General features: G+C 54.9%; 22 protein-coding genes and 1 pseudogene. 15 read left to right on the forward strand and 8 right to left on the reverse strand.

Annotated features, from left to right (window positions below; all coding sequences use genetic code 11):
* Nucleotides 1-103 precede the first annotated feature (103 nt).
* Nucleotides 104-442, forward strand: coding sequence for a DUF413 domain-containing protein (locus ACL2XO_RS02750; RefSeq protein ID WP_132923847.1), 339 nt, complete (start codon nucleotides 104-106; stop codon nucleotides 440-442).
* A gap of 26 nt (nucleotides 443-468) precedes the next feature.
* On the opposite strand, the gene ACL2XO_RS02755 is transcribed toward ACL2XO_RS02750, so the two are convergent.
* Nucleotides 469-1,992, reverse strand: coding sequence for a YifB family Mg chelatase-like AAA ATPase (locus ACL2XO_RS02755; RefSeq protein ID WP_413742130.1), 1,524 nt, complete (start codon nucleotides 1,990-1,992; stop codon nucleotides 469-471).
* Nucleotides 1,993-2,350: 358 nt separating this feature from the next.
* On the opposite strand from ACL2XO_RS02755, the gene ilvL reads away from it, so the two are divergent.
* From ilvL to ilvA, 6 genes are all read left to right on the forward strand, one after another.
* Nucleotides 2,351-2,449 (forward strand): ilv operon leader peptide, encoded by a 99-nt coding sequence (gene ilvL, locus ACL2XO_RS02760; RefSeq protein WP_132923845.1) that lies wholly within the window; start codon nucleotides 2,351-2,353, stop codon nucleotides 2,447-2,449.
* Nucleotides 2,450-2,608: 159 nt separating this feature from the next.
* Nucleotides 2,609-4,255, forward strand: a complete 1,647-nt coding sequence (gene ilvG, locus ACL2XO_RS02765) for an acetolactate synthase 2 catalytic subunit (RefSeq protein ID WP_413726339.1) — start codon at nucleotides 2,609-2,611, stop codon at nucleotides 4,253-4,255.
* Nucleotides 4,252-4,509: an acetolactate synthase 2 small subunit gene (ilvM, locus tag ACL2XO_RS02770; protein WP_132923843.1), complete on the forward strand. Its 258-nt coding sequence runs from the start codon at nucleotides 4,252-4,254 to the stop codon at nucleotides 4,507-4,509. The genes ilvG and ilvM overlap by 4 nt, the downstream gene beginning before the upstream one ends.
* Nucleotides 4,510-4,530: 21 nt before the next feature.
* Nucleotides 4,531-5,460 (forward strand): branched-chain amino acid transaminase, encoded by a 930-nt coding sequence (locus tag ACL2XO_RS02775; RefSeq protein WP_132923842.1) that lies wholly within the window; start codon nucleotides 4,531-4,533, stop codon nucleotides 5,458-5,460.
* 119 nt (nucleotides 5,461-5,579) lie between these two features.
* A complete protein-coding gene (gene ilvD, locus ACL2XO_RS02780) occupies nucleotides 5,580-7,430 on the forward strand; it encodes a dihydroxy-acid dehydratase (protein ID WP_413742131.1) in 1,851 nt (616 codons plus the stop codon).
* 4 nt (nucleotides 7,431-7,434) lie between these two features.
* Entirely contained in the window at nucleotides 7,435-8,994 is a 1,560-nt protein-coding gene (ilvA, locus tag ACL2XO_RS02785) for a threonine ammonia-lyase, biosynthetic (protein ID WP_413726341.1), read from the forward strand.
* A 211-nt stretch (nucleotides 8,995-9,205) separates the two neighbouring features.
* On the opposite strand, the gene ACL2XO_RS02790 is transcribed toward ilvA, so the two are convergent.
* Nucleotides 9,206-9,958 (reverse strand): hypothetical protein, encoded by a 753-nt coding sequence (locus ACL2XO_RS02790; protein ID WP_413742132.1) that lies wholly within the window; start codon nucleotides 9,956-9,958, stop codon nucleotides 9,206-9,208.
* A 69-nt stretch (nucleotides 9,959-10,027) separates the two neighbouring features.
* Complete coding sequence (ilvY, locus tag ACL2XO_RS02795; RefSeq protein ID WP_413726343.1) at nucleotides 10,028-10,918, reverse strand: HTH-type transcriptional activator IlvY; 891 nt, start codon at nucleotides 10,916-10,918, stop codon at nucleotides 10,028-10,030.
* Between the two features lie 223 nt (nucleotides 10,919-11,141).
* Between ilvY and ilvC the strand changes: the two genes are divergently transcribed.
* A complete protein-coding gene (gene ilvC / locus ACL2XO_RS02800) occupies nucleotides 11,142-12,620 on the forward strand; it encodes a ketol-acid reductoisomerase (protein ID WP_132923837.1) in 1,479 nt (492 codons plus the stop codon).
* A 302-nt stretch (nucleotides 12,621-12,922) separates the two neighbouring features.
* Here the strand turns inward: ilvC and ACL2XO_RS02805 are convergent, their stop codons facing one another.
* The 3 genes and pseudogenes from ACL2XO_RS02805 to ACL2XO_RS02815 form a co-directional block, all read right to left on the reverse strand.
* Nucleotides 12,923-13,639 (reverse strand): type II toxin-antitoxin system HipA family toxin, encoded by a 717-nt coding sequence (locus ACL2XO_RS02805; RefSeq protein WP_413742133.1) that lies wholly within the window; start codon nucleotides 13,637-13,639, stop codon nucleotides 12,923-12,925.
* Nucleotides 13,640-13,878: 239 nt separating this feature from the next.
* Nucleotides 13,879-14,142: pseudogene (locus ACL2XO_RS02810) on the reverse strand (HipA N-terminal domain-containing protein); the annotation flags it as partial.
* Nucleotides 14,139-14,423 carry a helix-turn-helix transcriptional regulator gene (locus ACL2XO_RS02815; protein ID WP_413742134.1) on the reverse strand — a complete coding sequence of 95 codons (285 nt, stop codon included), beginning with the start codon at nucleotides 14,421-14,423 and terminating at the stop codon, nucleotides 14,139-14,141. The pseudogene ACL2XO_RS02810 and the gene ACL2XO_RS02815, both read right to left, overlap by 4 nt.
* A gap of 252 nt (nucleotides 14,424-14,675) precedes the next feature.
* On the opposite strand from ACL2XO_RS02815, the gene ACL2XO_RS02820 reads away from it, so the two are divergent.
* The 3 genes from ACL2XO_RS02820 to rep all read left to right on the forward strand — a co-directional run bounded on the left by ACL2XO_RS02820 (nucleotide 14,676) and on the right by rep (nucleotide 17,805).
* Nucleotides 14,676-14,963, forward strand: coding sequence for a hypothetical protein (locus ACL2XO_RS02820; protein WP_413742135.1), 288 nt, complete (start codon nucleotides 14,676-14,678; stop codon nucleotides 14,961-14,963).
* Between the two features lie 143 nt (nucleotides 14,964-15,106).
* On the forward strand, nucleotides 15,107-15,559 hold the full coding sequence (locus ACL2XO_RS02825; RefSeq protein WP_413742136.1) for a hypothetical protein: 453 nt from the start codon (nucleotides 15,107-15,109) through the stop codon (nucleotides 15,557-15,559).
* Nucleotides 15,560-15,774: 215 nt separating this feature from the next.
* Complete coding sequence (gene rep, locus ACL2XO_RS02830; RefSeq protein WP_413742137.1) at nucleotides 15,775-17,805, forward strand: DNA helicase Rep; 2,031 nt, start codon at nucleotides 15,775-15,777, stop codon at nucleotides 17,803-17,805.
* 136 nt (nucleotides 17,806-17,941) lie between these two features.
* Here rep and gppA read toward each other — a convergent pair whose 3' ends face one another.
* Complete coding sequence (gene gppA, locus ACL2XO_RS02835) at nucleotides 17,942-19,435, reverse strand: guanosine-5'-triphosphate,3'-diphosphate diphosphatase (protein WP_413742138.1); 1,494 nt, start codon at nucleotides 19,433-19,435, stop codon at nucleotides 17,942-17,944.
* 5 nt (nucleotides 19,436-19,440) lie between these two features.
* The gene (rhlB, locus tag ACL2XO_RS02840; RefSeq protein ID WP_132923831.1) at nucleotides 19,441-20,727 is read right to left on the reverse strand and encodes an ATP-dependent RNA helicase RhlB; all 1,287 of its coding nucleotides are present in this window, start codon (nucleotides 20,725-20,727) and stop codon (nucleotides 19,441-19,443) included.
* Between the two features lie 118 nt (nucleotides 20,728-20,845).
* Between rhlB and trxA the strand changes: the two genes are divergently transcribed.
* The 4 genes from trxA (at nucleotide 20,846) to wzzE (ending at nucleotide 25,275) form a co-directional block, all read left to right on the forward strand.
* Complete coding sequence (trxA, locus tag ACL2XO_RS02845) at nucleotides 20,846-21,172, forward strand: thioredoxin TrxA (RefSeq protein WP_132923830.1); 327 nt, start codon at nucleotides 20,846-20,848, stop codon at nucleotides 21,170-21,172.
* A gap of 392 nt (nucleotides 21,173-21,564) precedes the next feature.
* Entirely contained in the window at nucleotides 21,565-22,824 is a 1,260-nt protein-coding gene (gene rho, locus ACL2XO_RS02850) for a transcription termination factor Rho (RefSeq protein WP_132923829.1), read from the forward strand.
* Nucleotides 22,825-23,122: 298 nt separating this feature from the next.
* The gene (gene wecA / locus ACL2XO_RS02855; RefSeq protein ID WP_413726349.1) at nucleotides 23,123-24,232 is read left to right on the forward strand and encodes a UDP-N-acetylglucosamine--undecaprenyl-phosphate N-acetylglucosaminephosphotransferase; all 1,110 of its coding nucleotides are present in this window, start codon (nucleotides 23,123-23,125) and stop codon (nucleotides 24,230-24,232) included.
* Nucleotides 24,229-25,275, forward strand: coding sequence for an ECA polysaccharide chain length modulation protein (wzzE, locus tag ACL2XO_RS02860; protein ID WP_132923827.1), 1,047 nt, complete (start codon nucleotides 24,229-24,231; stop codon nucleotides 25,273-25,275). Before wecA ends, wzzE begins: the two co-directional genes overlap by 4 nt.
* Nucleotides 25,276-25,342: the final 67 nt, after the last annotated feature.

The raw sequence follows: 25,342 nt of genomic DNA on the forward strand, positions 1-25,342 counted from the left end.
TTTATCGTGACGATTTAAATGTTTTGTTTTACAGAAAGTCAAGCCTATCTAATACTCCGCGCCATAAACAGTACGGCTTATGAAAGGATGGGGAGCGCTTAAGATGGCGGACAGCTTTTCTACTACCAACCGGTATTTCGATAACAAAAACTACCCTCGCGGGTTTTCCCGACACGGCCATTTCACCATTCGGGAAGCCCAATTACTGGAACGTTGCGGCCATGCCTACAACGATCTGGACAGCGGCAAACGCGAGCCAGTGACCGACGAAGAGAAACAATTTGTCGCTGTATGTCACGGTGAACGGGAACCTTCAACGGAACATGAAAAAGTGTGGTTCAAGTACATAGAGCATATCCGTCGCCCCAAACGCTTCCACACATTGTCCGGCGGCAAACCGCAGATGGATGTAGTGGAAGATTATACCGATAGCGAAGATTAATCCTTTCATGGGGCTTTCGCCCCATGTTATTCCATTTGTTGCCAAAGTTGTTGCAGTAAGCGGTCGATGCTGCGGTAGCTGACGGCTTCCGCCAAATGGCAACGCCGTATCTCCGGCACACCGGCCAAATCAGCCAGAGTACGTGCGACCTTCAGCGTTCGGTGCCAGGCCCGGGCGGAAAGGCCAAGCTTTTCCATGACATTTTCCAAAAAAATCGCTTCAGCTTCGTCCAGTCGACAATAAACTCCTACCTCCTGATTATTCATATGCGCATTGATTTTCTGACAGCGGTCCAGCTGCATCTCCCGGGCTATCCGCACACGTTCCCGTACCGTAGCGCTCTCTTCGCCGTTCGTACCCGGCTGACGCAGCATGCCGGGAGGCAACAGTGGCACTTCAATGGACATATCGAAACGATCGAGGAACGGACCGGATAAACGGTTCAGATAACGCAAGGTCTGCTGCGGGCCGCTGCGGCTGTGGATGCCTTGGTAATCGCCGGAGGGGCTGGGATTCATCGCGCCGATCAACTGAAAGCGCGCCGGATAGAGAACCTTGGTCTGGGCGCGGGAGATATTGATTTCGCCTGCCTCCAGCGGCTCGCGCAACGCATCCAGTACCCGCCGCTGAAATTCCGGCAGTTCATCAAGGAACAGTACCCCGTTATGGGCCAGGGAAACTTCACCGGGTCGCGGTATGGCGCCGCCTCCCACCAATGCCGCCAAGGTGGCGCTGTGATGGGGCGCGCGGAAGGGACGTCGGCGCCAGTGCCGGCGGGCATTATCGACATTTATCAGACTGGCGATGGCGGCGGTTTCGATGGCCTCGTTATCGTCCAGGGGCGGCAACAACCCGGGCAGCCTGCTGGCCAGCATGGTTTTGCCGGTGCCCGGCGGCCCCATCAGCAACAGGTTATGGCCGCCGGCGGCGGCGATTTCCAGCGCTCGCTTGGCCTGCTGCTGGCCGATAACATCCCGCAAATCGGTCCCTTTATACTCGTCCGGCGGGTCGGCGTGGTGTGCCACCGAGGCCAGTTCTCCCGCGCCCTGTATAAACCGGCAGACCTCCTGCAGCCGTTCGGCTGTCAGAACACGACTATGGGGCACCAGCCCGGCTTCGGCGCCGTTGTGGTTCGACAGTATAAGTTGCCGCTCTGCCCGTGACGCTTCCAGCGCGGCGGGGATTGCCCCTTGCACCGGCCGTATTTCACCGGACAGCGCCAGTTCACCGAGAAATTCAAACCCGGCCAGCTCCTCAGGAGTGATCTGCTTTGACGCCGCCAGGATGGCCAAGGCAATAGGCAAATCATAACGTCCGCCCTCTTTGGGCAGATCCGCCGGCGCCAGACTGACGGTAATGCGCCGGGCGGGAAAATCGAAGCCATTATTCAATAATGCGCTGCGTACCCGATCCCGAGCGCCCTTGACGGTGGCGTCGGGTAGCCCCACCAGGGTAAATCCGGGCAATCCTTTGCTGATGTGGGCCTCCACTGTTATCAAGGGCGCCTGGATGCCGATTGAAGCCCGGGTATAGACGAATGCCAGTGACATAACTGCCTCCATGCCGTGTTTTTCCCATTCTGCCCGACGATGCCGTGAATAATGGCCGCAAAAAGCGATCTTGCGGCGCCCATGGGGAAACTATTTTTTCCCATGATGCCCATGACACGGGTTATGCGCCCGGTCTCGCACGCTCTTTTTGCGGTATGCCGCCGTGGTAATCCGGACGAACCACAGGGACAAAATGAAAAAAATTCATATGTAAACAAATTATTGAATATGTTTGTGTTTATGCGTTTTTTGCGCCGCCCTCCGCGGCACGGGAAATAAAAAAGAGTTGTCACCGGCGTCACTACTGTGATAACTCTGTAGGCATTCATTCGACCCGAAGTAAAATGAAAACCTATTTATGAAAGTCCTAGCCCAAGTGATTAGCCTAGTCGTGATTAGCGTGGTGGTGATTATTATCCCACCGTGCGGGGCTGCACTTGGACGACGAATAGCTTAGCAAACAAGCTTAACTCTCAAGAAAACCCCCGCACCGAAAGGACGGGGGTTTTTTTTTGCACCTTATTTTTTGGCAGGGTAAACGTAAAATGTATAAGGAACAGACCATGATTAACGGCAGAAAATCCTGTTCCTGCCACCAGCGGGCGGGGATGTGACTATGAACGGGGCTCAGTGGGTGGTACAGGCGTTGCGCGCTCAAGGCGTGGATATGGTGTTCGGTTATCCCGGCGGCGCTATCATGCCGGTATACGATGCGCTCTATGACGGCGGGGTGGAGCATCTGCTTTGCCGGCATGAACAGGGTGCGGCCATGGCGGCGATTGGCTACGCGCGGGCTACCGGCAAAGTAGGCGTTTGCATCGCCACCTCGGGTCCCGGCGCCACCAACCTTATCACCGGTCTGGCGGATGCTTTACTGGACTCTGTTCCGCTGGTGGCCATTACCGGCCAGGTGGGCTCGGCGCTGATAGGCACCGATGCCTTCCAGGAAATCGATGTGCTGGGGCTGTCTTTGGCCTGCACCAAACATAGCTTTTTGGTGGAGTCGCTGGAGGAGTTGCCGGCCATCATGACCGAGGCCTTCGCCATTGCCGCCGGCGGCCGGCCCGGACCGGTACTTATCGATATTCCCAAGGATATCCAACTGGCTGTCGGGGATCTCAACCCGCATTTAATAAGCGTCGACGACCAGAACGGCGTAGTCCAGGGCGATGTGGCGGCGGCGCGGGAGTTATTGAGCCAGGCCAAAAAACCGATGCTGTATATCGGCGGCGGGGTGGGCATGGCGCGCGCGGTTCCGGCGCTGCGGGATTTTATCGCCCAAACCGGCATGCCGAACGTGGCGACGCTCAAAGGTCTCGGCGCGCCGGATCCTGACGATGAGTGTTATCTGGGCATGCTGGGTATGCATGGTAATCAGGCGGCCAATCTGGCGGTGCAGTCCTGCGATCTGCTGATGGCGGTAGGGGCGCGTTTTGACGATCGGGTTACCGGTAAGCTCAATGCCTTTGCCCCCCATGCCAAAGTGATTCATCTGGATATCGATCCGGCGGAATTGGGTAAACTCCGGCAGCCGCATGTGGCCTTACAGGGTGACTTGAACCGGATACTGCCGGCTCTTGCGCAGCCGCTGTCCATAAACGGCTGGCGTTCCGAGACCCGGGCGCTGAAAGCGGAATACCGCTGGCGTTACGATCATCCCGGCCAGGCGATATACGCGCCGGCCTTGCTCGATAAGCTGTCCCGCCGGGCGCCGGAAAATACCGTCGTCACCACCGATGTCGGCCAGCATCAAATGTGGGCGGCGCAGCATATGCGTTTCAGCCGCCCGGAAAATTTCATTACTTCCAGCGGCCTGGGCAGCATGGGATTTGGTATCCCGGCGGCGGTAGGCGCGCAGGTAGCCCGTCCGCAGGATACCGTGGTCTGCGTTTCCGGCGACGGCTCGTTTATGATGAACGTCCAGGAATTAACCACCATCAAGCGAAAACGGTTGCCGTTAAAAATTGTTTTAATGGATAACCAGCGATTAGGCATGGTTCGACAGTGGCAACAATTGTTTTTCGATGCACGTTACAGCGAAACCATCCTCTCAGATAACCCCGATTTCCTTGTACTGGCCAGCGCTTTTGACATTCCCGGCCAACGAATCACCCGCAAAGACCAGATTGATGCCGCCCTTGAGACCATGTTCACCCACCAGGGTCCGTACCTGCTGCATGTCTCCATCGACGAAAACGATAACGTCTGGCCCCTGGTGCCTCCCGGCGCCGGCAATGAAACCATGTTGGAGAAATTATCATGATGCAGCATCAGCTTTCCATCGACGCCCGTTCCCGTCCCGAAGTATTGGAGCGAGTTTTGCGGGTGGTTCGCCATCGCGGATTCCGCGTCTGCGCGTTGAATATGGCGCCGCAAACCAACCCTGAAAATATAAATATTCAGTTGACCGTTGCAAGCCAACGCCCGGTCGATTTACTGTCTTCACAATTAAGTAAACTTATGGATGTCGCCTGTGTCGAGATCCTGCAATTGGCATCACAACAAATACGCGCCTAAGGCACGAGTAAGGAAAAGAAAATGACGACGAAGAAAGCTGATTTTATCTGGTTCAATGGCGAAATGGTTCCGTGGGCGGATGCCAAGGTCCATGTGATGTCCCATGCGCTGCATTATGGATCATCAGTCTTCGAAGGTGTGCGTTGCTATGATTCCCATAAAGGGCCGGTGGTTTTCCGTCATCGTGAACACATGCAGCGCCTGCGCGATTCCGCCAAGATTTATCGCATGCCGGTAAGCCAGAGCGTGGACGAATTGATGGCGGCAACCCGCGCGGTGCTGATCAAAAACAAACTGACGAGCGCCTATATCCGCCCGCTGATATTCGTGGGCGACGTGGGCATGGGCGTTAACCCGCCGCCGGACTACACCACCGATGTCATCATCGCCGCTTTCCCTTGGGGCGCGTATCTGGGCGAAGACGCATTGGATCAGGGTATCGACGCCATGGTCTCTTCCTGGAATCGCGTCGCGGCCAATACCATACCCACGGCGGCCAAAGCCGGCGGTAACTATCTTTCATCCATGCTGGTGGGCAGCGAAGCCCGCCGCCACGGCTATCAGGAAGGGATTGCGCTGGACGTGCACGGCTATGTTTCCGAAGGTGCCGGCGAAAACCTGTTTGAAGTGAAAGAAGGCATCCTGTTTACGCCGCCCTTTACCTCGTCCGCCTTGCCCGGCATCACACGCGACGCCATTATCAAACTGGCCAAGCAGCTCGGCATCGAGGTTCGCGAACAGGTCCTATCCCGTGAATCCCTCTACCTGGCGGACGAAGTGTTCATGTCCGGCACCGCCGCTGAAATCACCCCGGTGCGCAGCGTCGACGGTATCCAGGTGGGCATCGGCCGCTGCGGTCCGGTGACCAAGCAACTGCAACAGGCGTTCTTCGGCTTGTTTACCGGCAAAACCGAAGACAGATGGGGCTGGCTGGATCCGGTCAATAGCTGAAAAGAGATTACAGAGCAGGTGGCATCAGATTTCTCTGGTTGCTAGCCTGCCCGGGCACAAAATCAGAAATTTAGGCGGCATCGGCCGCCTGACAAAAAAGATTAACTGGAGTATTGAGCATGCCTAAGTACCGTTCCGCGACCACAACCCATGGCCGCAATATGGCCGGCGCCCGTGCCTTATGGCGCGCCACCGGAATGACCGATGATGATTTCGGCAAGCCGATTATCGCGGTGGTGAACTCCTTTACCCAATTTGTGCCGGGGCATGTCCACCTGCGCGATTTGGGTAAATTGGTCGCCGAACAAATCGAGGCGTCCGGCGGCGTAGCGAAAGAATTCAATACCATTGCCGTGGATGACGGCATCGCCATGGGCCACGGCGGCATGCTGTACTCATTGCCCTCCCGCGAGCTTATCGCCGATTCGGTGGAATACATGGTCAACGCCCACTGCGCCGATGCCATGGTCTGTATTTCCAACTGCGATAAAATCACCCCTGGGATGCTGATGGCGGCGCTGCGGCTCAATATCCCGGCGATTTTTGTGTCCGGCGGCCCGATGGAAGCCGGCAAAACCAAGTTATCCGACAAAATCATCAAGCTGGATCTGATTGACGCCATGATGCAGGGGGCCAATCCCAACGTGTCCGACGAAGACAGCAACCAGATTGAGCGCTCCGCCTGCCCCACCTGCGGTTCCTGTTCCGGTATGTTTACCGCCAACTCCATGAACTGCCTGACGGAAGCCCTCGGCCTTTCCCAGCCGGGCAATGGTTCGCTGCTGGCCACCCATGCCGATCGCAAGCAGCTGTTCCTCAATGCCGGTACCCGCATCGTTAATTTGGCCAAACGCTATTATGACCAGGACGATGAAAGCGTATTGCCGCGCAGCATCGCCAGCAAGGCCGCCTTTGAAAACGCCATGACGCTGGATATCGCCATGGGCGGTTCCACCAATACCGTATTGCATCTGCTGGCGGCGGCTCAGGAAGGGGAAGTGGACTTCACCATGGCGGATATCGATCGCCTGTCCCGTAAAGTGCCGCATCTGTGCAAAGTGGCGCCGAGCACGCAGAAATACCATATGGAAGACGTTCACCGCGCCGGCGGCGTGCTGGGTATTCTGGGAGAACTGGACCGCGCCGGGCTGCTTAACCGCGAGGTGGGCAACGTGCTGGGCCTGACATTACCGGAAACCTTGCGGCAATACGACGTGATGGTCACCGATGATCCGGCGGTGAAAAGCATGTATTCCGCCGGTCCGGCCGGTATTCGCACCACTCAGGCGTTCTCGCAGGACTGCCGCTGGCCGTCCCTGGATACCGATCGCAAAGACGGCTGTATCCGTACCCGTGAATCCGCCTACAGCCAGGACGGCGGACTGGCGGTGCTTTACGGCAATATTGCCGAAGACGGCTGTATCGTGAAAACCGCCGGTGTGGATAAGAACAGCTTGGTATTCCGCGGACCGGCCAAGGTCTATGAAAGCCAGGAAGAGGCGTCTGAAGCCATCCTCGGCGGTAAAGTGGTGGCGGGGGATGTGGTGGTTATTCGCTACGAAGGTCCCAAGGGCGGACCGGGCATGCAGGAAATGCTCTATCCCACCACCTTCCTGAAATCCATGGGCCTGGGCAAACAGTGCGCGCTGATTACCGACGGCCGGTTTTCCGGCGGCACCTCCGGGCTGTCCATCGGCCATGTTTCACCTGAAGCCGCCAGCGGCGGGCTGATTGGCCTGGTAAACGACGGCGATATCATCGCCATCAATATCCATGAGCGCAGTATCGCCCTGGACGTGGCGGACAGCGAGCTGGCCGCCCGGCGCGAATCTGAGCTGGCGCGCGGCGACGCCGCCTGGCACCCCCATGGCCGCGAGCGTCAGGTGTCGCTTGCCCTGCGAGCCTATGCCCTGCTCGCCACCAGCGCCGATAAAGGCGCGGTGCGTGATAAAAGCAAGCTGGGAGGCTAAGGCCATGGCAGATTCACAACCGCTTCCCGCCGCGCCGTGCGCCGCGGAGTATCTACGCGCCACGCTGCGCTCGCCGGTGTATGAAGTGGCCCAGGTCACGCCATTGCAGCACATGGACAAGCTGTCGGCGCGTCTTGGCAATAACGTTTTGGTGAAACGGGAAGACCGGCAGCCGGTGCACAGCTTCAAGCTGCGCGGCGCCTACGCCATGATTTCCGGCCTGACTGAAGAGCAGAAAGCCCACGGGGTGGTCACCGCCTCGGCGGGCAACCATGCCCAGGGGGTGGCGCTATCGGCCACTAAACTGGGCATCAAGTCCCTGATTGTCATGCCGGTGGCGACGGCGGACATCAAGGTGGACGCGGTGCGCGGCTTTGGCGGCGAGGCCCTGCTCTACGGCGCCAATTTTGACGAAGCCAAAGCTAAAGCCATCGAACTCTCACGGGAGTTCAATTACACCTTTGTGCCGCCGTTCGACCACCCGGCGGTGATCGCCGGGCAGGGCACGCTGGCCATGGAGCTGTTGCAACAGGATGCCCATCTGGATCGCATTTTTGTGCCGGTGGGCGGCGGCGGTCTGGCCGCCGGCGTCGCGGTGCTGATTAAGCACCTGATGCCGCAAATCCAGGTCATCGGCGTCGAGGCTGAGGAGTCCGCCTGCCTAAAGGCGGCGCTGGATGCCGGCGAACCGGTGGATTTGGCCCGCGTGGGCGGCTTTGCCGAAGGCGTGGCGGTGCGGCGTATCGGCGACGAAACCTTTCGTTTGTGCCGGGAATATCTGGATGATGTAGTGACGGTGGACAGTGACGCCATCTGCGCGGCGGTGAAGGATATTTTCGAAGATGTCCGCGCCATCGCGGAACCGGCGGGGGCGCTGGCGCTGGCGGGTATGAAGAAGTATATCCAGCAGCATAATATCCGCGGTGAGCGGCTGGCGCACATCCTGTCTGGCGCCAATGTGAATTTTCACGGGCTGCGGTATGTTTCGGAGCGTTGCGAACTGGGAGAACAGCGGGAAGCCCTGATGGCGGTCACCATTCCGGAACAAAAGGGCAGCTTCCTGAAGTTTTGCCAGCTATTGGGCGGCCGGGCGGTGACCGAATTCAACTACCGCTATGCCGATGCGGATAATGCCTGTATTTTTGTCGGTATTCGCCTGACCCGCGGCCATGCGGAACGAGATGAAATCCTGGCCGAACTCACCGCCGGCGGTTATCAGGTGGTGGATCTGTCCGATGACGAAATGGCCAAACTGCACGTGCGCTATATGGTAGGGGGCCGTCCTTCCAAGCCACTGCGCGAACGCCTCTACAGCTTTGAATTCCCGGAATCGCCGGGGGCGCTGTTGAAATTCCTGCAAACCCTTGGCACCCACTGGAATATTTCCCTGTTTCACTATCGCAGCCACGGCACCGATTACGGCCGGGTCATGGCGGGGTTTGAACTGTCAGAGCGGGAGCCGGAATTTGACAGGCACTTGTCGGCGCTGGGTTACGAATGCCATAACGAAACCCAAAACCCGGCGTTCCGGTTTTTCCTACAGGGCGCAGTAGAGAGGAATTGAGCTTCGTTTGGTTTTAATAAGCGGGCCTGTGGGGCAGGCCCGAAAGTCGACGTAATTTAAAACCCTCTCCGTTAAATCAATTATAAAAATCCCAAGACAATGGATGGCCAAAGAGGGCGGCGTTACGCATTGGTGAACCAATGAGTTTCAATATTTCCTGAGTCCCGTAGCAGGTTTAAATCGAGTGAAACATTCAGCCGCCGTTGGCCCCCTATAGTTTCAACGTCGAGGGAACGTTACCAAAAATGGAGATAAATAGCCTCTCGTCTGCAAAAAATTTCTTTAAGTCTATCGGTGACCCGGAAATTTTAGATTCAGAGCGTGGGCCACTGACAAATAATTTAATTAACTGTTGTTGCATTTTCGCCGGAAGCCGGGTCAACCTACGGTTATTTCTTAAATCCAAAAATTGCAAGGTAGCCGGCAGTGCCTCATCGAAATTCATCAAGTCGTTATTGTGCGCATCAAATTCAACAAGGAATAATGGTAATTGCGGTAATTTTTTCAGCCGATTGTTACCGATATTAAGTATCTCCAGCGCAGGTGGCAAATTATTAGACAGTACAGTAAGATGATTATGGCTGACATTGAGCGATTTTAATTTATAATGATTATTCATATCCGGAAGAATTGTAAGCCGGTTTTCACTGGCATTAAGTTCCATAAGGTTCGGCGCCAAAACCGGCGTTATATCGCTGAGTTGATTATCGTGTATATCTAATATTTGATGTTTCTTGGGCAGTACTGGCGGGAGGCTGGTCAAGCCAAGACTGCTCAGGTCTAGTATATTACTATCATTACGTTCGCATTCCATCATGCGTTGTACCGCGATGGATCTTTTTTCTCCCTGTCCCGGTCTCGCTTCGTTTTCCCAGATTTGCCATAGTAAGGTGCGTAAGGTCTCGGGGTCAGAGTAGTTTATGGTTACTGTTTGAGCAGATAAGCTTGAGCGGATATTTATCATTAAGGGTCTCCGTTAGAAACGTCGAAGATAATACCTTTACGTTTATAACGTGACTTAAACCTTTTATAGCTATGTCCGTTCCAGGCGCTGCCAGAACGCATCGATAAGCGGTTCCTGCAATCTTTTGATTTGTACGCAGACACCCAGCTCCAGCGGCGCCACCGGGGTGCCGTGTTCGATGATTTGTACGCGGTTGCGCACCGGCTCGGGGCTATTGTCCACCACCACCGATGGAATCAACGCTATGCCGCAGCCCAGCGCCACCATGGAAACAATGGCTTCGTGACCGGCCACGGTGGCATAAATTTGCGGGGTTGAGATATGGTTGCTGCGAAACCAGTGATCGATGCGGCGGCGCGCCGGACCGTGTTCCGGTAAAATAAACGGCGTGCGGGACCAATCAGGGGTTTGTGCCAGCGCCTGGGCGCGCACCGGACAGGGCAGCGCCGGGGCGATAAGGATCATCGGAATCTGGCCGATGGGGGCGAAATCGATGCTGGCGGGCAAGATCTCCGGATGGCCGGCGATGCCTAAATCCGCATCGTTGGACTGTACTTTTTCCACCGCATCGGCGGGGTCGCCGGTGGTAAGTTTAATCTCCACCAGCGGATGTTCGGCGCGGAAACGATCGAGAATGGGCGGCAGATGGCTGTATGCGGCGGTCACCGAGCAAAACAGGCGTAATTCCCCGCTCAGCGACGGGCCGTGCTGGCCCAGGCGGTGTGATAACTGTTGATATTGCAGCAATGTTTGCTGGGCGAAGATTTTCAATTGCTCGCCGGCGTCGGTAAGCTGAACAGTGCGATTATCACGTAAAAACAGGGTGCGGCCTACGTCCTCCTCCAGCCGCTGGATCTGCCGGGACAGCGTGGAAGGGCTGACATGGGTCGCTTTGGCGGTGCGGCCGAAATGGCGACTTTCCGCCAAGTGAAGGAATAATTTCAGATCTCTGAGATCCATAAAAGGGTCGCCTAAACGTCATTGCACAATCTGCAACATGAGATTGTTAATATATCAATTTCAGCAACGTGATGCATGCTTTATAGTGGGCAGCATATCGATCCCGCACAACGCTCCCGCCGGGCCAGTGATCCCTAGACCCGGCTGGAACCGGCCGATTGACTTCGGCGGGCCGTTGCCGGGAATTCATACCCTATAGATGTCATAGATACGGAGTAGCAAGATGGCCAATTATTTCAATAGTTTAAACCTGCGCCAGCAACTGGAGCAGTTGGGTAAGTGCCGCTTTATGGGCCGGGATGAATTTGCGGATGAAGCGGGTTATCTGAAAGGCAAGAAAGTGGTGATTGTCGGCTGCGGCGCCCAGGGGCTTAATCAAGGCCTGAATATGCGTGATTCCGGTCTGGATATCTCCTATGCCCTGCGCCAGGCCGCCATTGACGAGAAACGCCCCTCATGGCGCAAAGCCACGGAAAACGGCTTTAAAGTGGGAACCTACGAAGAGCTGATTCCCCAGGCGGATCTGGTGGTGAACCTGACGCCGGACAAACAGCACTCCTATGTGGTGAAAGCGGTGCAGCCGCTGATGAAAAAAGGCGCGGCGCTGGGCTATTCCCACGGCTTCAATATCGTTGAAGTGGGCGAACAGATCCGTAAAGACATTACCGTCATCATGGTAGCGCCGAAATGTCCGGGTACCGAAGTGCGTGAAGAGTACAAACGCGGCTTCGGCGTGCCGACCCTGATTGCCGTCCATCCGGAAAACGATCCCCAGGGCGAAGGCATGGCATTGGCCAAAGCCTGGGCCGCCGCCACCGGCGGTCATCGCGCCGGTGTGCTGGAATCCTCGTTCGTCGCCGAAGTGAAATCGGACCTGATGGGCGAACAGACCATCCTGTGCGGCATGCTGCAGGTGGGTTCACTGCTGTGCTACGACAAGCTGGTGGCCGACGGCGCCGATCCGGCCTATGCTGGCAAGCTGGTGCAATTCGGCTGGGAAACCACCACTGAAGCCCTGAAGCAGGGCGGCATTACCTTGATGCTGGACCGCCTGTCCAACAGCGCCAAACTGCGCGCCTTCGCGCTGTCCGAACAGCTGAAAACCCTGATGAAGCCGCTGTTTGAAAAACACATGGACGACATCATCAGCGGCGCATTCTCCAGCGGCATGATGGCCGACTGGGCTAATGACGACATCAAGCTGCTGACCTGGCGTGAAGAAACCGGCGCCACGGCGTTTGAAAACGCCCCGGTATACGAAGGCAAAATCAGCGAACAGGAATATTTCGATAACGGCGTGCTGATGATAGCCATGGCGAAAGCCGGCGTCGAGTTGGCCTTCGAAACCATGACCCGCTCAGGGATTATCGCCGAATCGGCCTATTACGAATCCCTGCATGAGCTGCCGCTGATCGCCAATACCGTCGCCCGCAAGCGCCTGTATGAAATGAACGTGGTGATTTCCGATACCGCCGAATACGGCAACTATCTGTTCGCCAACGCCGCCATTCCGCTGTTGAAAGAGAAATTCATGTCCAGCCTGCAGCCGGGGGATCTGGGCAAGCCGGCCGCCGCCGCTGAGATCGATAACGCCCAGCTGCGTGATGTGAACGAGGCTATACGCCAGCATCCCATCGAAGTTATCGGTGCCACCCTGCGCGGCTATATGAAAGACATGAAGCGCATCGCGGTAGCGAACTGAGTATGGTTCCGCGCCATTGCCGGCGCGGACGGCTTGGCTTTGCTGAATCCTGCCAGTTTCATTGACTCTGGATCGGTTTGCCCTGAGTTTGAAACCCATCGTTCATTGATTCAATTTGCTGAAAGTCTTGGCCCATCGGCCGGGACTTTGTCCTTTCTAGAAATATTTGCGCCAATCTATCAAAGTATCAAGCGCCAGTCATCACCGGTGCTTGAAGCTTCGAGCGCAGTAAGAATGCGCACCGTTAAATAGCCTAGCGGCCGTTCATCCGCCGCTTGTTTACTTTATTTCCGTAACGAAGGTCATCGTAACGGCAAATAACGCAATAAATTCTCAGTATCATCATGCTCAAACGACCGCTCCATTCGTTTAATTTCATCGCCGCTGAGACCATTGCGTTTCGCAACGTTGCGCCAATTTGATAAAGCGTAGGCAATCTTGACCAACGCTGTATTCATTTCAGTCTTTCCCGCACCGAAGAACTCCGCCAGCTCCAAACAGGTATCAAGGGAGGGCCTGGAACGGTCGCTATCGAATGACAGGTTATGATGTCGTCTCGCATAATGTTCCATCGTCGGGTTGATATCGTAAGCGGGGGCGAGCCGCCAACCCCTTGGCTCGCGTAAAAATCCATGATTACGCAAATGATCGTCGATATTGCCCGACATCGCGTTAAAAATCATGCGGCTGAACAGTTCCAGCTTATCCGCTGCGGGCTGTGGTGAGTAATGGGTGAGGGCATCGGCAATATCAACATAACTGGCGCCTTCTTTACTATTTTCTTTACGCTCCAGTAAGGTCATGGCGGAAATAAAGGGGATCCGCTTGCCCTTCACCCGATCAAACCGCTCCACCAGGAGCACAGGTCTGTCGCCGCCGCCATTAAGGACCCGGTAATGGGCAGTGCGAATTCCGGCGTTTTTTGCGAGGTCCAGCATGGTGGCCTCCCAAAGTGATACCCGTTCTGTGTCGGTATTGCTCTGAAACTTCGCCAGCCACAGCTTATTTTCGTCTTCCACTGAGGCTTTGGGGTGAGCCCCCCCAGGGAAGAACCGGGTTGCGCAATCATGACCAGATCCGCCGGGCTTTCCTGACCGGCTTCAAAACGATGAACGGCGGCTTCCAGTTCCCGTAAATTCACCAATTTCGGGACATCGTGGTTATCGGCTAAAAACACGTCTGACTGAGCGATATCGCTGAGGCGCAACGCCCCCAAACTCATATGATCGCTGACGCCAAGGAGAAAATCGCTTTCGGACAAATGGCGGTTTTGCACTCTTGACTGGACTAATCGTCCCCATCTGTCCGGAGAAATATCTTGGAATGCACCCCAAAGTTTATTTTCAGTATACGGAATACGGGGAATCAGTTCTAAGGCCGGATCAATGGCAAATCCATTCCTGGCCCAGTCTGTGGTAAAAGCGAACTGATAACGTTCCGTCCCTCTGGATGCGTACACGTCCAGTTGACCCACCAGGCGTTGGCTGCCGTGCCAGTCAATGACGACGTTGATAGACTTCATCCTTGTCTCCCGGTACGGATGCGAACGGGGAATTGTTCATCCATCAAATCCAGCCCTAGGGGATCACGCGTCCTGTCGATGATTTTTTCCAATTCATCCAGCTTGCCCAGCACATAGAGCGCTATGGCATAACTTCCCATGGAGACTTTCGGATCGCCGGCCTCCAGCCTGCTGAGCGTGGCGCGGGTGATGCCGATACGCTCCGCCATCAGCGACGTGCTGATGCGCCGCCGTTTACGCGCATCCTGTATATCGCGGCCCAGTTTCTTCAACCTGCTCAACGCAGAATATTCTTATATTGTATGCCATATTGAGCATTAAGAATGATAATGACCGATATAGCATTCATTTTTTTGCGACGCCACTTCAAGAGGTATAAACGAATATCGAAAATTCTTGCCGTTTGATTTACGCCGTTGCACTGTACTTTCGCGCCTGCAAAATCAGGCGTCGGGATTGGTCTCTTCGGTGGTGGTTTACAGATCACTTAGTGGAGGCTGCCTTTTGGCTATGATCCTTAACCAAAACACCCCTTGCTTTCACTCACGTTCAGTTCAACCACGGATTTCACCGAGCTGGCCGGATATTGCGAACGGTTCGCCGAAACCTTGCTGGAAAGCAGCGATCCCGGATTGCGGCATGCGATTTGCGAACGGCTTGCCGATTGTCTGGCGCTATTGCACCCTAAGCTTGGCGATCCCATTTCGCATTACATGATGGATAGACTTACGGTGGACGAACTTCCTCTGTCATCACCCCGTTTTGAACCCGATTCCGATTTGCTCTGCGAATATTGCCAGGTGCCGGCGGTCCGCGCTTAGCTGCGTGGCATTCTTATTTTTAAAGCGATTAATTATAGAATTATGTTGGATGAATGCAAATAACCGGCGCAACTCTATTATTTGCTTTTACAGCCTGTGACAATTTTCCTACGCTTTGATAAATATCGTTCAGAGGTAATCTAATGAAGATCGCATGCACTGAGTCAACATTATCTTGCACAGATACTACTTCGAAAATTAATTCACATAATAATAATTCTTCAGAAAAATTAGCAACGGCATTAAATAATGCCGGGAATAGCCCGATAACACCCTTTAAATATAATCAGCATGGCGATAAAGTCAGACTGACGGCCATCGCCGCCACGCTTGCTGCCGGTACGGCCACTCTTGGAATGACGGTTTTGGAGACCTGGCTGATTGCTTCGCCGGAGGCGCGCCTGGCTTCGTTAATCGCATGCACAACGGTAGGGTCGGCTACCGGCATGTTCATCGGCGGGAAGACCGGTCTTTACCTCTCGAAAAATATTTCCGGGGTCCCGGAGTTGGTAGGGGTAGGAATTGGGGGCTTATGCGCGGGTGCATGGGGAGGGGTGAGCGGAGCGATTCTTTCCCAAGTAGTCAACAATAGATAATTACGGTACATAAGTTCTTGCCAGGGTTGGGTTATTTTTAGGACTGGGGCCTTCGTCGTATAATGCAAACATTTTATATATGTAAACGCAGGTACTTGTCACGATCCTAAGACGATCTCTACCAGGCGCTATCCTCCGGGAAGCCCTCAACTCCCCCGCGCTTTCTGCTACAATCTCCCTCCGTCACTTTCAGCCCTATGAATCCCGGAAGCCTTATGCGTTTGAACCCCAGCCAGCAACATGCCGTAGAATTTGTTACCGGGCCCTGCCTGGTGCTGGCGGGCGCCGGATCGGGCAAGACGCGGGTCATTACCAATAAAATCGCCCACTTGATACGCCAGTGCGGTTATCAGGCGCGCCATATCGCCGCGGTGACCTTTACCAACAAAGCCGCGCGGGAAATGAAAGAGCGCGTGGCGCAGACCCTGGGACGGCAGGAAGCTCGGGGGTTGACCATCGCCACCTTCCATACCCTGGGCCTGGAAATTATTAAAAAGGAATACAAGGCGCTGGGGATGAAGGCGAAATTCTCCCTGTTCGATGAGTACGACCAGCAGGCGCTGCTAAAGGATCTGACCGAACAGTGGATCGATGGCGACAAGGATTTGCTCAAGCAATTGGCATCGGCCATCGGCAACTGGAAAAACGATCTGCTGGGTCCGGAGCAGGCCGAAGCCTTGGCGCGCACCGAACGGGAGAAGCTGTTCGCTCACTGTTACGGCCTGTACGACGCTCATCTCAGAGCCTGCAATGTGCTGGATTTCGATGATTTGATTCTTAGGCCCACGCTTTTGCTGCAGCGGGATGTCCAGGCCCGTGAGCGCTGGCAGAACCGGCTGCGCTATCTGCTGGTGGATGAGTACCAGGATACCAATACCAGCCAGTACGAGTTGGTGAAGATGCTGGTGGGCGCCCGCGCCCGTTTCACCGTGGTGGGAGATGATGATCAGTCTATTTACTCCTGGCGCGGCGCCCGGCCGCAAAACCTGGCATTGCTGCAGCAGGACTTTCCCGCCCTGCAGGTAATTAAGCTGGAGCAAAACTACCGCTCTACCGAACGTATCCTTAAAGCGGCCAATATCCTGATTGCCAACAATCCCCATTTGTATGAAAAGCGCCTATTTTCCAGCCTGGGTTATGGCGAAGCGCTCAAAGTGGTTACTGCCAATAACGAAGATCACGAGGCGGAGCGGGTGGTGGGTGAATTGATAGCCCATCATTTTATCCATAAAACCCGCTACGGTGATTATGCCATTCTGTATCGCGGCAACCATCAGTCCCGGCTGTTTGAAAAAATGCTGATGCAAAACCGCATTCCTTATCGTATTTCCGGCGGTACGTCGTTTTTTGCCCGACCGGAAATCAAGGACCTGTTGTCTTATTTGCGAGTACTTACTAACCCAGATGATGACAGCGCTTTTTTACGGGTAGTGAATACGCCGCGCCGTGAAATCGGTCCGGCGACGCTGCAAAAGCTCGGGGAGTGGGCGGCCACCCGTCAGAAAAGCCTGTACTCGGCGAGTTTTGATGTGGGGCTGAGCCAGACCCTTACCGGCCGCGGCCTGGAGTCGCTGCAGCAGTTCACCGGCTGGATGGCGCATATTGCCCGGCTGGCGGAAAGCGAGCCGGTGCCGGCGGTAAGGGATCTTGTCCGCGGCATGGAATACGAAAGCTGGCTGTATGAAACTTCTCCCAGCCCGAAAGCCGCCGAGATGCGGATGAAAAATGTCGATCAGCTGTTCGCCTGGATGACCGAGATGCTGGAAGGGTCGGATTTGAACGAGCCGATGACGCTGGATCAGGTGGTGACCCGTTTTACTCTGCGGGAAATGATGGAGCGGGGGGATAACGACGAAGAACTTGATCAGGTGCAGTTGATGACCCTACATGCCTCTAAAGGGCTGGAGTTTCCTTATGTCTTTCTGGTGGGTATGGAAGAGGGCCTGCTGCCGCACCAGAGCAGCATTGACGAGAACAATATCGACGAGGAGCGCCGGCTGGCCTATGTCGGCATCACCCGGGCGCAGAAGGAGCTGACCTTCACCCTGTGCCGCGAGCGGCGCCAGTACGGCGAAACCATCAAGCCCGAGCCCAGCCGGTTCTTACTGGAGCTGCCCCAGGACGATCTGGCCTGGGAAAGCAGCCGGAAAATCGTCAGCCCGGAAGACCGCATGGCTAAAGGACAGAGCCATCTGGCCAATATCAAGGCGCAACTGGCCAAAGCCAAAGGGCAAAGCCCGCAATAATCTTCTCTGCTGTACATGGTCACGGTATGTGGGCGTTGCGACCCGATCTAGCATCCTGTCCCGACCGGGAACTCAGAACTTTGTCAACAAGCTCGATTACCGGCTCTTTCGCTCACAGCGGCCCATGAACGTAGCTTTAATGAATTTCTTCCAGCAGCAGCGGCCAATGGACGTAGCTTTGCCACTGGCTCTCCTGCTCCAGGTATTCCGCCCGCAGCGGATGCGCCTTCAGCCAGCCGTGGGGCAACAGCACGTGCAGGGTATCGTCCAGCGCCCGCAGTTTGACCTCGGGAACCGTCTCGTCGCGGCGGCGGCTGGCGAAAATAATCGCCAAACGCATCAGGCGGCACAGGCGCTGCGCCATCCGGGGCGGCAGGCTGTTTTGCTGGTTTAGCTGGGCGACGTCAATCTGATGGCTCTGATTTTGCAAAAGCGTAGCGATGAGTTTCTGCTGGGCGGGGGTGAAACCGGGTAAATCGGTATGCCGGGTGAGATAGGCGGCATGTTGCGGGGCGTTTTTGATATCGATACTCAGTCCAATCTCATGAATCATGGTGGCACAGTGCAGCAAGGTGAAACATCGTTCATCCAACTGCCACGCCTTGGCCACCTGACGGGCGAAATCATCCGCCAGCCGGCTCACCCGCTGCGCCTGTTCGACATCAAGCTGATAGCGGTGCTGCAGATTTTTCAGCGTCCGTTCGCGGACATCCACGCATACCGAAATATTCAGCATGCCGTACATGATGCCTTCCCGCAGCGCGCCGCCGGCCAGTGTCATGGTTTTGATGCCCAGCTCATGGAAAATCGCCAGCAATATCGACAGGCCGCTGGGGAATACCAGCGCCCGCTCGAGGGTCAGTCCCTCGATTTCCAGTTCTTCCAGCTTGCCGCACTGAATGGCCCGCTGTTTGAGCTGAAGAAGCTTGCTCAGGGTGATGTGTTCGTCCATGCCCTGCGCCACCATGATTTCCTGCAGAGCCTGTACCGTGCCGGACGCGCCGACGCAAACCTGCCAGCCCGAGGCCAGAAGACTTGATGCCACCGGACGGATCATTTCCCGCGCCGCCTGTTCCGCCTGCTCGAAATTCTCTTTGGTCAGGCTGCGATCGTTAAACCAGCGTTCGAGCCAGGTAACGCATCCCATTTCCAGGCTGAACAGTTCCAGCGCCTGGGCGCCGCGTCCCACTATCAGCTCGGTGCTGCCGCCGCCGATATCCACCACCAGGCGCTCGTCCGACCCCCCGGTGGTGTGGGCCACGCCCTGATAAATCAGCCGCGCTTCTTCTTCGCCGCTGATGACCTGTACGGGGCTGCCCAGGATTTCTCGGGCGGGGACCAGAAAGGCGTCGGCATTGACGGCAATACGCAGCGTAGCGGTCGCCACCACGCGAATATGCGCCGGCGGAATATCCTGCAAATGTTCGGCAAAAAGCTTCAGGCAGTGCCAGCCGCGCTGCATGGCTTCCTGGGATAGCCGATTGTCGGCATCCAATCCGGCAGCCAGGCGCACTTTACGTTTAATGCGCGCCAGCGTCTGGATGGAGCCGCCCACCTCACGAACCACTAACATATGGAAACTGTTAGAGCCTAAGTCAATGGCGGCGTAAAGAGAGGTGCAGCTCGGCATCTTGGTTAGCCCGGACGTTTGCGGTTATGACGCGGCGCTCCGCTGCGACGGGATACGGAATGGCGGCGCGGGCCCGTACCAGGCCGGGCGCGCGTGAGCCGTTTCGGCGCAGGAAGCTCATTCAATAGCGCATCGCTATTGTATTTACTGACGGGGATTTGATGGCCAATATAGCTTTCAATCGCCGTTAGGTTCAATGCATATTCTTCACAGGCTAGGCTGATGGAACTGCCGCTTTCCCCGGCGCGTCCGGTCCGGCCGATACGATGGACATAATCTTCGCAATCATCGGGCAGATCGTAATTGAATACATGGGTAACCAGCGGGATATGAAGGCCGCGGGCGGCGACATCGGTGGCCACCAGGATATCCAGCGCTCCCTGGGTAAAGTCTTCCAGGATACGCAAACGCCTTTTTTGCGAAACGTCGCCGGTGAGCAGGCCCACACGATGTCCGTCGGCGGCCAGATGGCCCCAGATATCTTCGCAGCGGTGCTTGGTATTGGCGAAAATGATGCAGCGATCCGGCCACTCTTCTTCAATCAGCGTTTGCAGCAGGCGCATCTTTTCTTCGTTGGAGGGATAAAACAGCTCTTCCTGGATGCGGTAGCCGGTTTTTTGCAGGGGTTCCACTTCCACATATTCGGCGTTGTTCATATGTTCGAACGCCAGCTCGCGCACCCGGTAGGATAAGGTGGCGGAAAACAGCATATTCAGGCGTTGTTCAACGGCGGGCATACGCCGGAACAGCCAGCGGATATCCTTGATGAAACCCAAATCGAACATGCGATCGGCTTCGTCAAGCACCACCACCTGAATGGCGCCCATATTGACATAGTTCTGCTTGGTATAATCAATGAGACGGCCGGTGGTGCCCACCAGGATATCGACCCCGGATTCGAGAACCTTAAGCTGCTTATCGTAGCCGTCGCCACCGTAGGCCAGACCCATTTTCAGGCCGGTTGCCTGGGCTAAGGGTTCGGCATCCGAATGGATTTGCACCGCCAGCTCGCGGGTCGGCGCCATGATAAGAGCACGCGGCTGATTGATTTGGCGCTGCTCATCCGCGGGATGTGTCAGTAAATGATGAAACGCGGCCGCGAGGAAGGCCAGCGTCTTTCCGGTTCCGGTTTGCGCCTGGCCCGCCACATCTTTCCCGTCGAGGGTGATGGGCAACGTCAGCGCCTGAATAGGCGTACAATTACTAAATCCTTGTTTTAAAAGGGATTCAATAATCAGCGGGTGCAGGGCGAAGTCGGAAAACTTCTTTTCGGTTAAGTGTGTTTTGCTCATAGTGTGGTAGAATAACAGTTAACTATTGCATTACGAAAGCGTATCCAGTGAAATAAAGTCAACCCGGCGTCTGTAAGCTGTGAATCAGCCGGGTAATGATAATCCTGTGGAGTAGAACATGAGCGATAAAATTATTCACTTAAGTGACGACAGCTTCGACAAGGACGTGTTGCAGGCAAAGGGATTGTTCCTGGTGGATTTCTGGGCGGAGTGGTGCGGTCCCTGTAAGATGATAGCGCCTATACTCCTTGAAGTCGCTGATGAATTCGAAGGCAAATTGACCATCGCCAAGCTGAACATCGATGAGAATCCGGCCACGGCGCCTAAATATGGTATCCGGGGCATTCCGACGCTGTTGTTGTTCAAGGATGGCGAAGTGGTGGCAACCAAGGTCGGCGCGCTGTCCAAGGGTCAATTAAAAGAATTTCTGAATAAAAATTTGTAATTGCCTCAGGGTGATTTTTTGCCGGGCTCTGGCTTCATTATGATTTCTCGTATTGACCGCTAGACGCCCGCCAAGAACCATGCTAAGTTTATGTCCACTGCATTTAGATCTTACCCGTAGTTTGAATCTGAGCTTTACTCTTTGCCCGAGTCCCGTTATAGAACAGCATTGGCGTGATCAAGCAAGGTGTTCAGGCAATCTGGATTTGAATTGATCCGTTTTTAGGCGCTCTCAATCTTCAGTCTTCTTGTATTCATATTGCATGATTTGCTGTTCATCAGCCCAAACGGGATGCACTGGGATTAAATGCCGTTAGACAGGCACGATTTTACGCTGCCATACCATCCACAAGAATAGTTCGAGAAATACCCCGAGTTTAAGAACCCACCATTATGAACCTTACCGAATTAAAAAATACGCCGGTTTCTGAGCTAGTAACTCTCGGCGAAAATATGGGGCTGGAAAATCTGGCCCGCATGCGCAAACAAGACATCATCTTCGCCATTTTAAAGCAGCATGCCAAAAGTGGTGAGGATATCTTTGGCGATGGCGTTTTGGAAATATTGCAGGATGGATTCGGTTTCCTGCGCTCCAGTGACAGCTCCTACCTGGCCGGTCCCGACGATATCTATGTTTCTCCGAGCCAAATCCGCCGCTTCAACCTGCGAACAGGGGATACCATTTCCGGCAAGATCCGGCCGCCGAAAGAGGGCGAGCGTTACTTTGCACTGTTGAAAGTCAACGAAGTCAATTACGACAAGCCGGAAAATGCCCGTAATAAAATCCTGTTCGAAAACCTGACTCCGCTGCATGCCAACTCCCGTTTGCGCATGGAACGCGGTAACGGTTCCACCGAGGATCTCACCGCCCGGGTGCTGGATTTGGCCGCCCCTATCGGTCGCGGTCAGCGCGGACTGATTGTGGCCCCTCCCAAGGCCGGTAAGACCATGCTGCTGCAGAATATTGCGCAGAGCATCGCCTACAACCACCCTGATTGCGTGCTGATGGTGCTGCTGATCGACGAACGGCCGGAAGAAGTGACCGAAATGCAGCGTCTGGTGAAAGGCGAAGTCATTGCCTCAACGTTCGATGAACCGGCCTCACGCCATGTACAAGTGGCCGAGATGGTCATCGAAAAAGCCAAGCGTCTGGTGGAGCATAAAAAAGACGTTATCATCCTGCTGGACTCCATTACCCGCCTGGCCCGCGCCTACAACACCGTGGTGCCCGCGTCCGGTAAAGTATTGACCGGCGGCGTGGATGCCAACGCATTGCATCGCCCGAAACGTTTCTTCGGCGCGGCGCGTAATATGGAAGAAGGCGGCAGCCTGACCATTATCGCGACGGCGCTAATCGATACCGGCTCGAAGATGGACGAAGTCATATACGAAGAATTCAAAGGTACCGGTAATATGGAATTGCACCTTTCGCGGAAAATTGCGGAAAAACGCGTCTTTCCCGCCATTGATTACAATCGTTCCGGTACCCGTAAAGAAGAGCTGCTTACCACGCAGGAGGAGCTGCAAAAGATGTGGATCCTGCGTAAAATCATCCATCCCATGGGTGAAACCGATGCCATGGAATTCCTAATGAACAAATTGGCCATGACCAAAACCAATGATGAATTCTTTGACATGATGAAACGCTCTTAAACAACAAAAACTCGGGTAACGCCACGTCTAAACGTGGCGTTTTTTGTTTGTAATGCTAGGATAGTCGCATCTTGCTTGTCATACCTTTCTACCAAAGATATTTCAGGTTGCAGCTATTGGGTAAAGGCAAGCGGTCTTTTTGCTTCAGTAAACCTGGCGGAGAGCCGGGTACGATGAAAAAGATGAAAGAAAAAATATTTCAGTGTCACGGAATTTGGTGACAATTGAGGCAAAAAGTGCGAGGCGTACACCACAGTAGCGTCCCAAACAGCCCGATGGATGCAGAGAGCTTTCTATTGTGAACTTACTCAATATGAGTACTGATTTTATTGCCATTTTTCTGTTCTCAATGGTTTTTTTGTTTTTTCTGCGCAAGATTGCCAAGAAGATAGGTCTGGTGGACCGGCCCAATTACCGCAAACGCCATCAAGGGCAGATCCCGCTGGTGGGCGGCATATCAATCTTTGCCGGTATCTGTTTCACTTTCATTTATACTGATCTTGCCGTACCCCATATCGAACTCTATTTATTATGCGCGGGCATTCTGGTCATTACGGGTGCTCTTGATGATAAATACGATATCAGTGTTATATCCCGCGCCGCCATTCAGGCATTAGTCGCAATTGCCATGATGGTTTTCGGCGGTCTTTATATGAGTAGCCTGGGGTTCATCTTCGGCCCATGGGAGATGCTGCTCGGACTGTTTGGCTATCTGGTTACCCTATTCGCTGTATGGGCCTCAATTAACGCCTTTAACATGATGGACGGTATTGACGGTCTGCTGGGAGGACTGTCCTGCGTTTCCCTTGGCGCTATGGGCATACTCCTATGGCTGGACAATGATTTTGCCCTGGGGATGTGGTGCTTTGCCCTGATTGCCGCCATCTTGCCCTATATCCTGCTTAACCTCGGCATATTTGGCCGGCATTACAAAGTGTTTATGGGCGACGCCGGCAGCACCATGATCGGATTCAGCATCATCTGGCTAATTTTGCAAAGCACCCAAGGCGACGGCCATCCAATGCGCCCGGTTACCGCATTGTGGATTATCGCCGTTCCGCTCATGGACATGATAGCCATTATGTACCGCAGGATGCGCAAGGGAATGAGCCCGTTTTCTCCCGATCGGCAGCACATCCACCACCTAATTATGCGAGCCGGCTTTAGTTCCAGACAAGCCTTTGTTATTATTACCGTTACCGCAGCTTTGCTGGCTGCTTTCGGCGTCGCGGGAGAACGCTGGCTGGTCTGGCCTGAATCCGTGATGCTGATTTTATTCGTGCTGGTATTCTTGCTTTATGGCTATTTGCTTAAATGCGCCTGGCGAGTAGCGCGCTTCGTAAAGCGGACAAAGCGGCGGTTCGGCGATAAAAGATTACCGGCCGGCCGCACTTCGGGACGGAAATGACACCAGATAAACATGCTTCCTCACACGACCCCCGACTGGATAATGAACTGGATATTCGCGGTCTTGTTCTCCGGTTATGGCGCGGCAAGCGCTGGATTGTCGCCATGGCGGCGATTTTTGCCGCGTGCGCCTTGATCTACTCTCTATTGGTGAAGCAGGAATGGACCGCTACCGCCATCACCGATCGGCCGACGGTGAATATGTTGGGCAGTTATTTCTCACAACAGCAATTTTTACGTAACCTGGATGTGAAAAACTCTACCTTGCCGACGTCGGATATGCCGTCTATCGGGGATGAAGCCTACCAGGAGTTTATCCGCCAGCTCTCCTCCTATGATACCCGGCGTGATTTCTGGCTACAGAGCGCTTATTACATTGCCCGTAAAGAGGGACGTTCCCGTGCCGATGCGCTGCTGCTGGACGAGATGATCAATAACGTTCAGTTCGTTCCCCGCGACGATGCGAAAAAGTTGCCGGACCAGGTGACATTGACGGCCGAAACGGCGGCGGATGCCAATACGCTGCTGCGCGCGTATGTCGCTTATGCCAACCAGCGCGCGGACGGGGTTCTGAACGAAGATGTCACCGGCGCCTGGACGGCCCGTGCCATCTCACTTAAGGCCCAGGTCAAGCGTCAGGAAGCGGTGTCCCAGGCCATGTTTGAACGGGATGTGAATGCGCTTCGGCAAGCATTGGAGATTGCCAAGCGGCAAGGCATAAGCCATAGTCAAACCGATACGCCGGCGGAGTCTTTACCTCAATCCGCCCTTTACCTGCTGGGGCAACCGGTATTGCAAGCCAGGCTGTCGGCATTGCAGGCCGCCGGGCCCAATTTTGACCTGGAGTACGATCAGAATCGCGCAATGTTGGCTACGCTGAATGTAGGACCGGCATTGCAACATAAATTCCAGACATATCGTTATTTAAGAACGCCCGAGGAACCGGTAAAACGCGACAGACCTCGCCGGGTTTTCCTGCTCATTCTCTGGGGTGCCATGGGTGTGCTGGTGGGCGCAGGGATAGCGTTAAGCCGCCGTCTATGATGTTGCCGCAGCACAAAGTCTACCCTGAATAATTCGAGTTGCGGGAACGCCAACGCACCGGCAACTG

The sequence above is a fragment of the Sodalis sp. RH15 genome (assembly GCF_047324255.1).
GTDB lineage: Bacteria > Pseudomonadota > Gammaproteobacteria > Enterobacterales > Enterobacteriaceae > Acerihabitans > Acerihabitans ligni.

What these genes read in the sequence shown, in the direction of transcription:
- ACL2XO_RS02750 (WP_132923847.1), top strand. Translation starts at nt 104, where the DNA reads ATGGCGGACAGCTTTTCTACTACCAACCGGTATTTCGATAACAAAAAC.
- ACL2XO_RS02755 (WP_413742130.1), bottom strand. Translation starts at nt 1,992, where the DNA reads ATGTCACTGGCATTCGTCTATACCCGGGCTTCAATCGGCATCCAGGCG.
- ilvL (WP_132923845.1), top strand. Translation starts at nt 2,351, where the DNA reads ATGAAAGTCCTAGCCCAAGTGATTAGCCTAGTCGTGATTAGCGTGGTG.
- ilvG (WP_413726339.1), top strand. Translation starts at nt 2,609, where the DNA reads ATGAACGGGGCTCAGTGGGTGGTACAGGCGTTGCGCGCTCAAGGCGTG.
- ilvM (WP_132923843.1), top strand. Translation starts at nt 4,252, where the DNA reads ATGATGCAGCATCAGCTTTCCATCGACGCCCGTTCCCGTCCCGAAGTA.
- ACL2XO_RS02775 (WP_132923842.1), top strand. Translation starts at nt 4,531, where the DNA reads ATGACGACGAAGAAAGCTGATTTTATCTGGTTCAATGGCGAAATGGTT.
- ilvD (WP_413742131.1), top strand. Translation starts at nt 5,580, where the DNA reads ATGCCTAAGTACCGTTCCGCGACCACAACCCATGGCCGCAATATGGCC.
- ilvA (WP_413726341.1), top strand. Translation starts at nt 7,435, where the DNA reads ATGGCAGATTCACAACCGCTTCCCGCCGCGCCGTGCGCCGCGGAGTAT.
- ACL2XO_RS02790 (WP_413742132.1), bottom strand. Translation starts at nt 9,958, where the DNA reads ATGATAAATATCCGCTCAAGCTTATCTGCTCAAACAGTAACCATAAAC.
- ilvY (WP_413726343.1), bottom strand. Translation starts at nt 10,918, where the DNA reads ATGGATCTCAGAGATCTGAAATTATTCCTTCACTTGGCGGAAAGTCGC.
- ilvC (WP_132923837.1), top strand. Translation starts at nt 11,142, where the DNA reads ATGGCCAATTATTTCAATAGTTTAAACCTGCGCCAGCAACTGGAGCAG.
- ACL2XO_RS02825 (WP_413742136.1), top strand. Translation starts at nt 15,107, where the DNA reads ATGAAGATCGCATGCACTGAGTCAACATTATCTTGCACAGATACTACT.
- rep (WP_413742137.1), top strand. Translation starts at nt 15,775, where the DNA reads ATGCGTTTGAACCCCAGCCAGCAACATGCCGTAGAATTTGTTACCGGG.
- gppA (WP_413742138.1), bottom strand. Translation starts at nt 19,435, where the DNA reads ATGCCGAGCTGCACCTCTCTTTACGCCGCCATTGACTTAGGCTCTAAC.
- rhlB (WP_132923831.1), bottom strand. Translation starts at nt 20,727, where the DNA reads ATGAGCAAAACACACTTAACCGAAAAGAAGTTTTCCGACTTCGCCCTG.
- trxA (WP_132923830.1), top strand. Translation starts at nt 20,846, where the DNA reads ATGAGCGATAAAATTATTCACTTAAGTGACGACAGCTTCGACAAGGAC.
- rho (WP_132923829.1), top strand. Translation starts at nt 21,565, where the DNA reads ATGAACCTTACCGAATTAAAAAATACGCCGGTTTCTGAGCTAGTAACT.
- wzzE (WP_132923827.1), top strand. Translation starts at nt 24,229, where the DNA reads ATGACACCAGATAAACATGCTTCCTCACACGACCCCCGACTGGATAAT.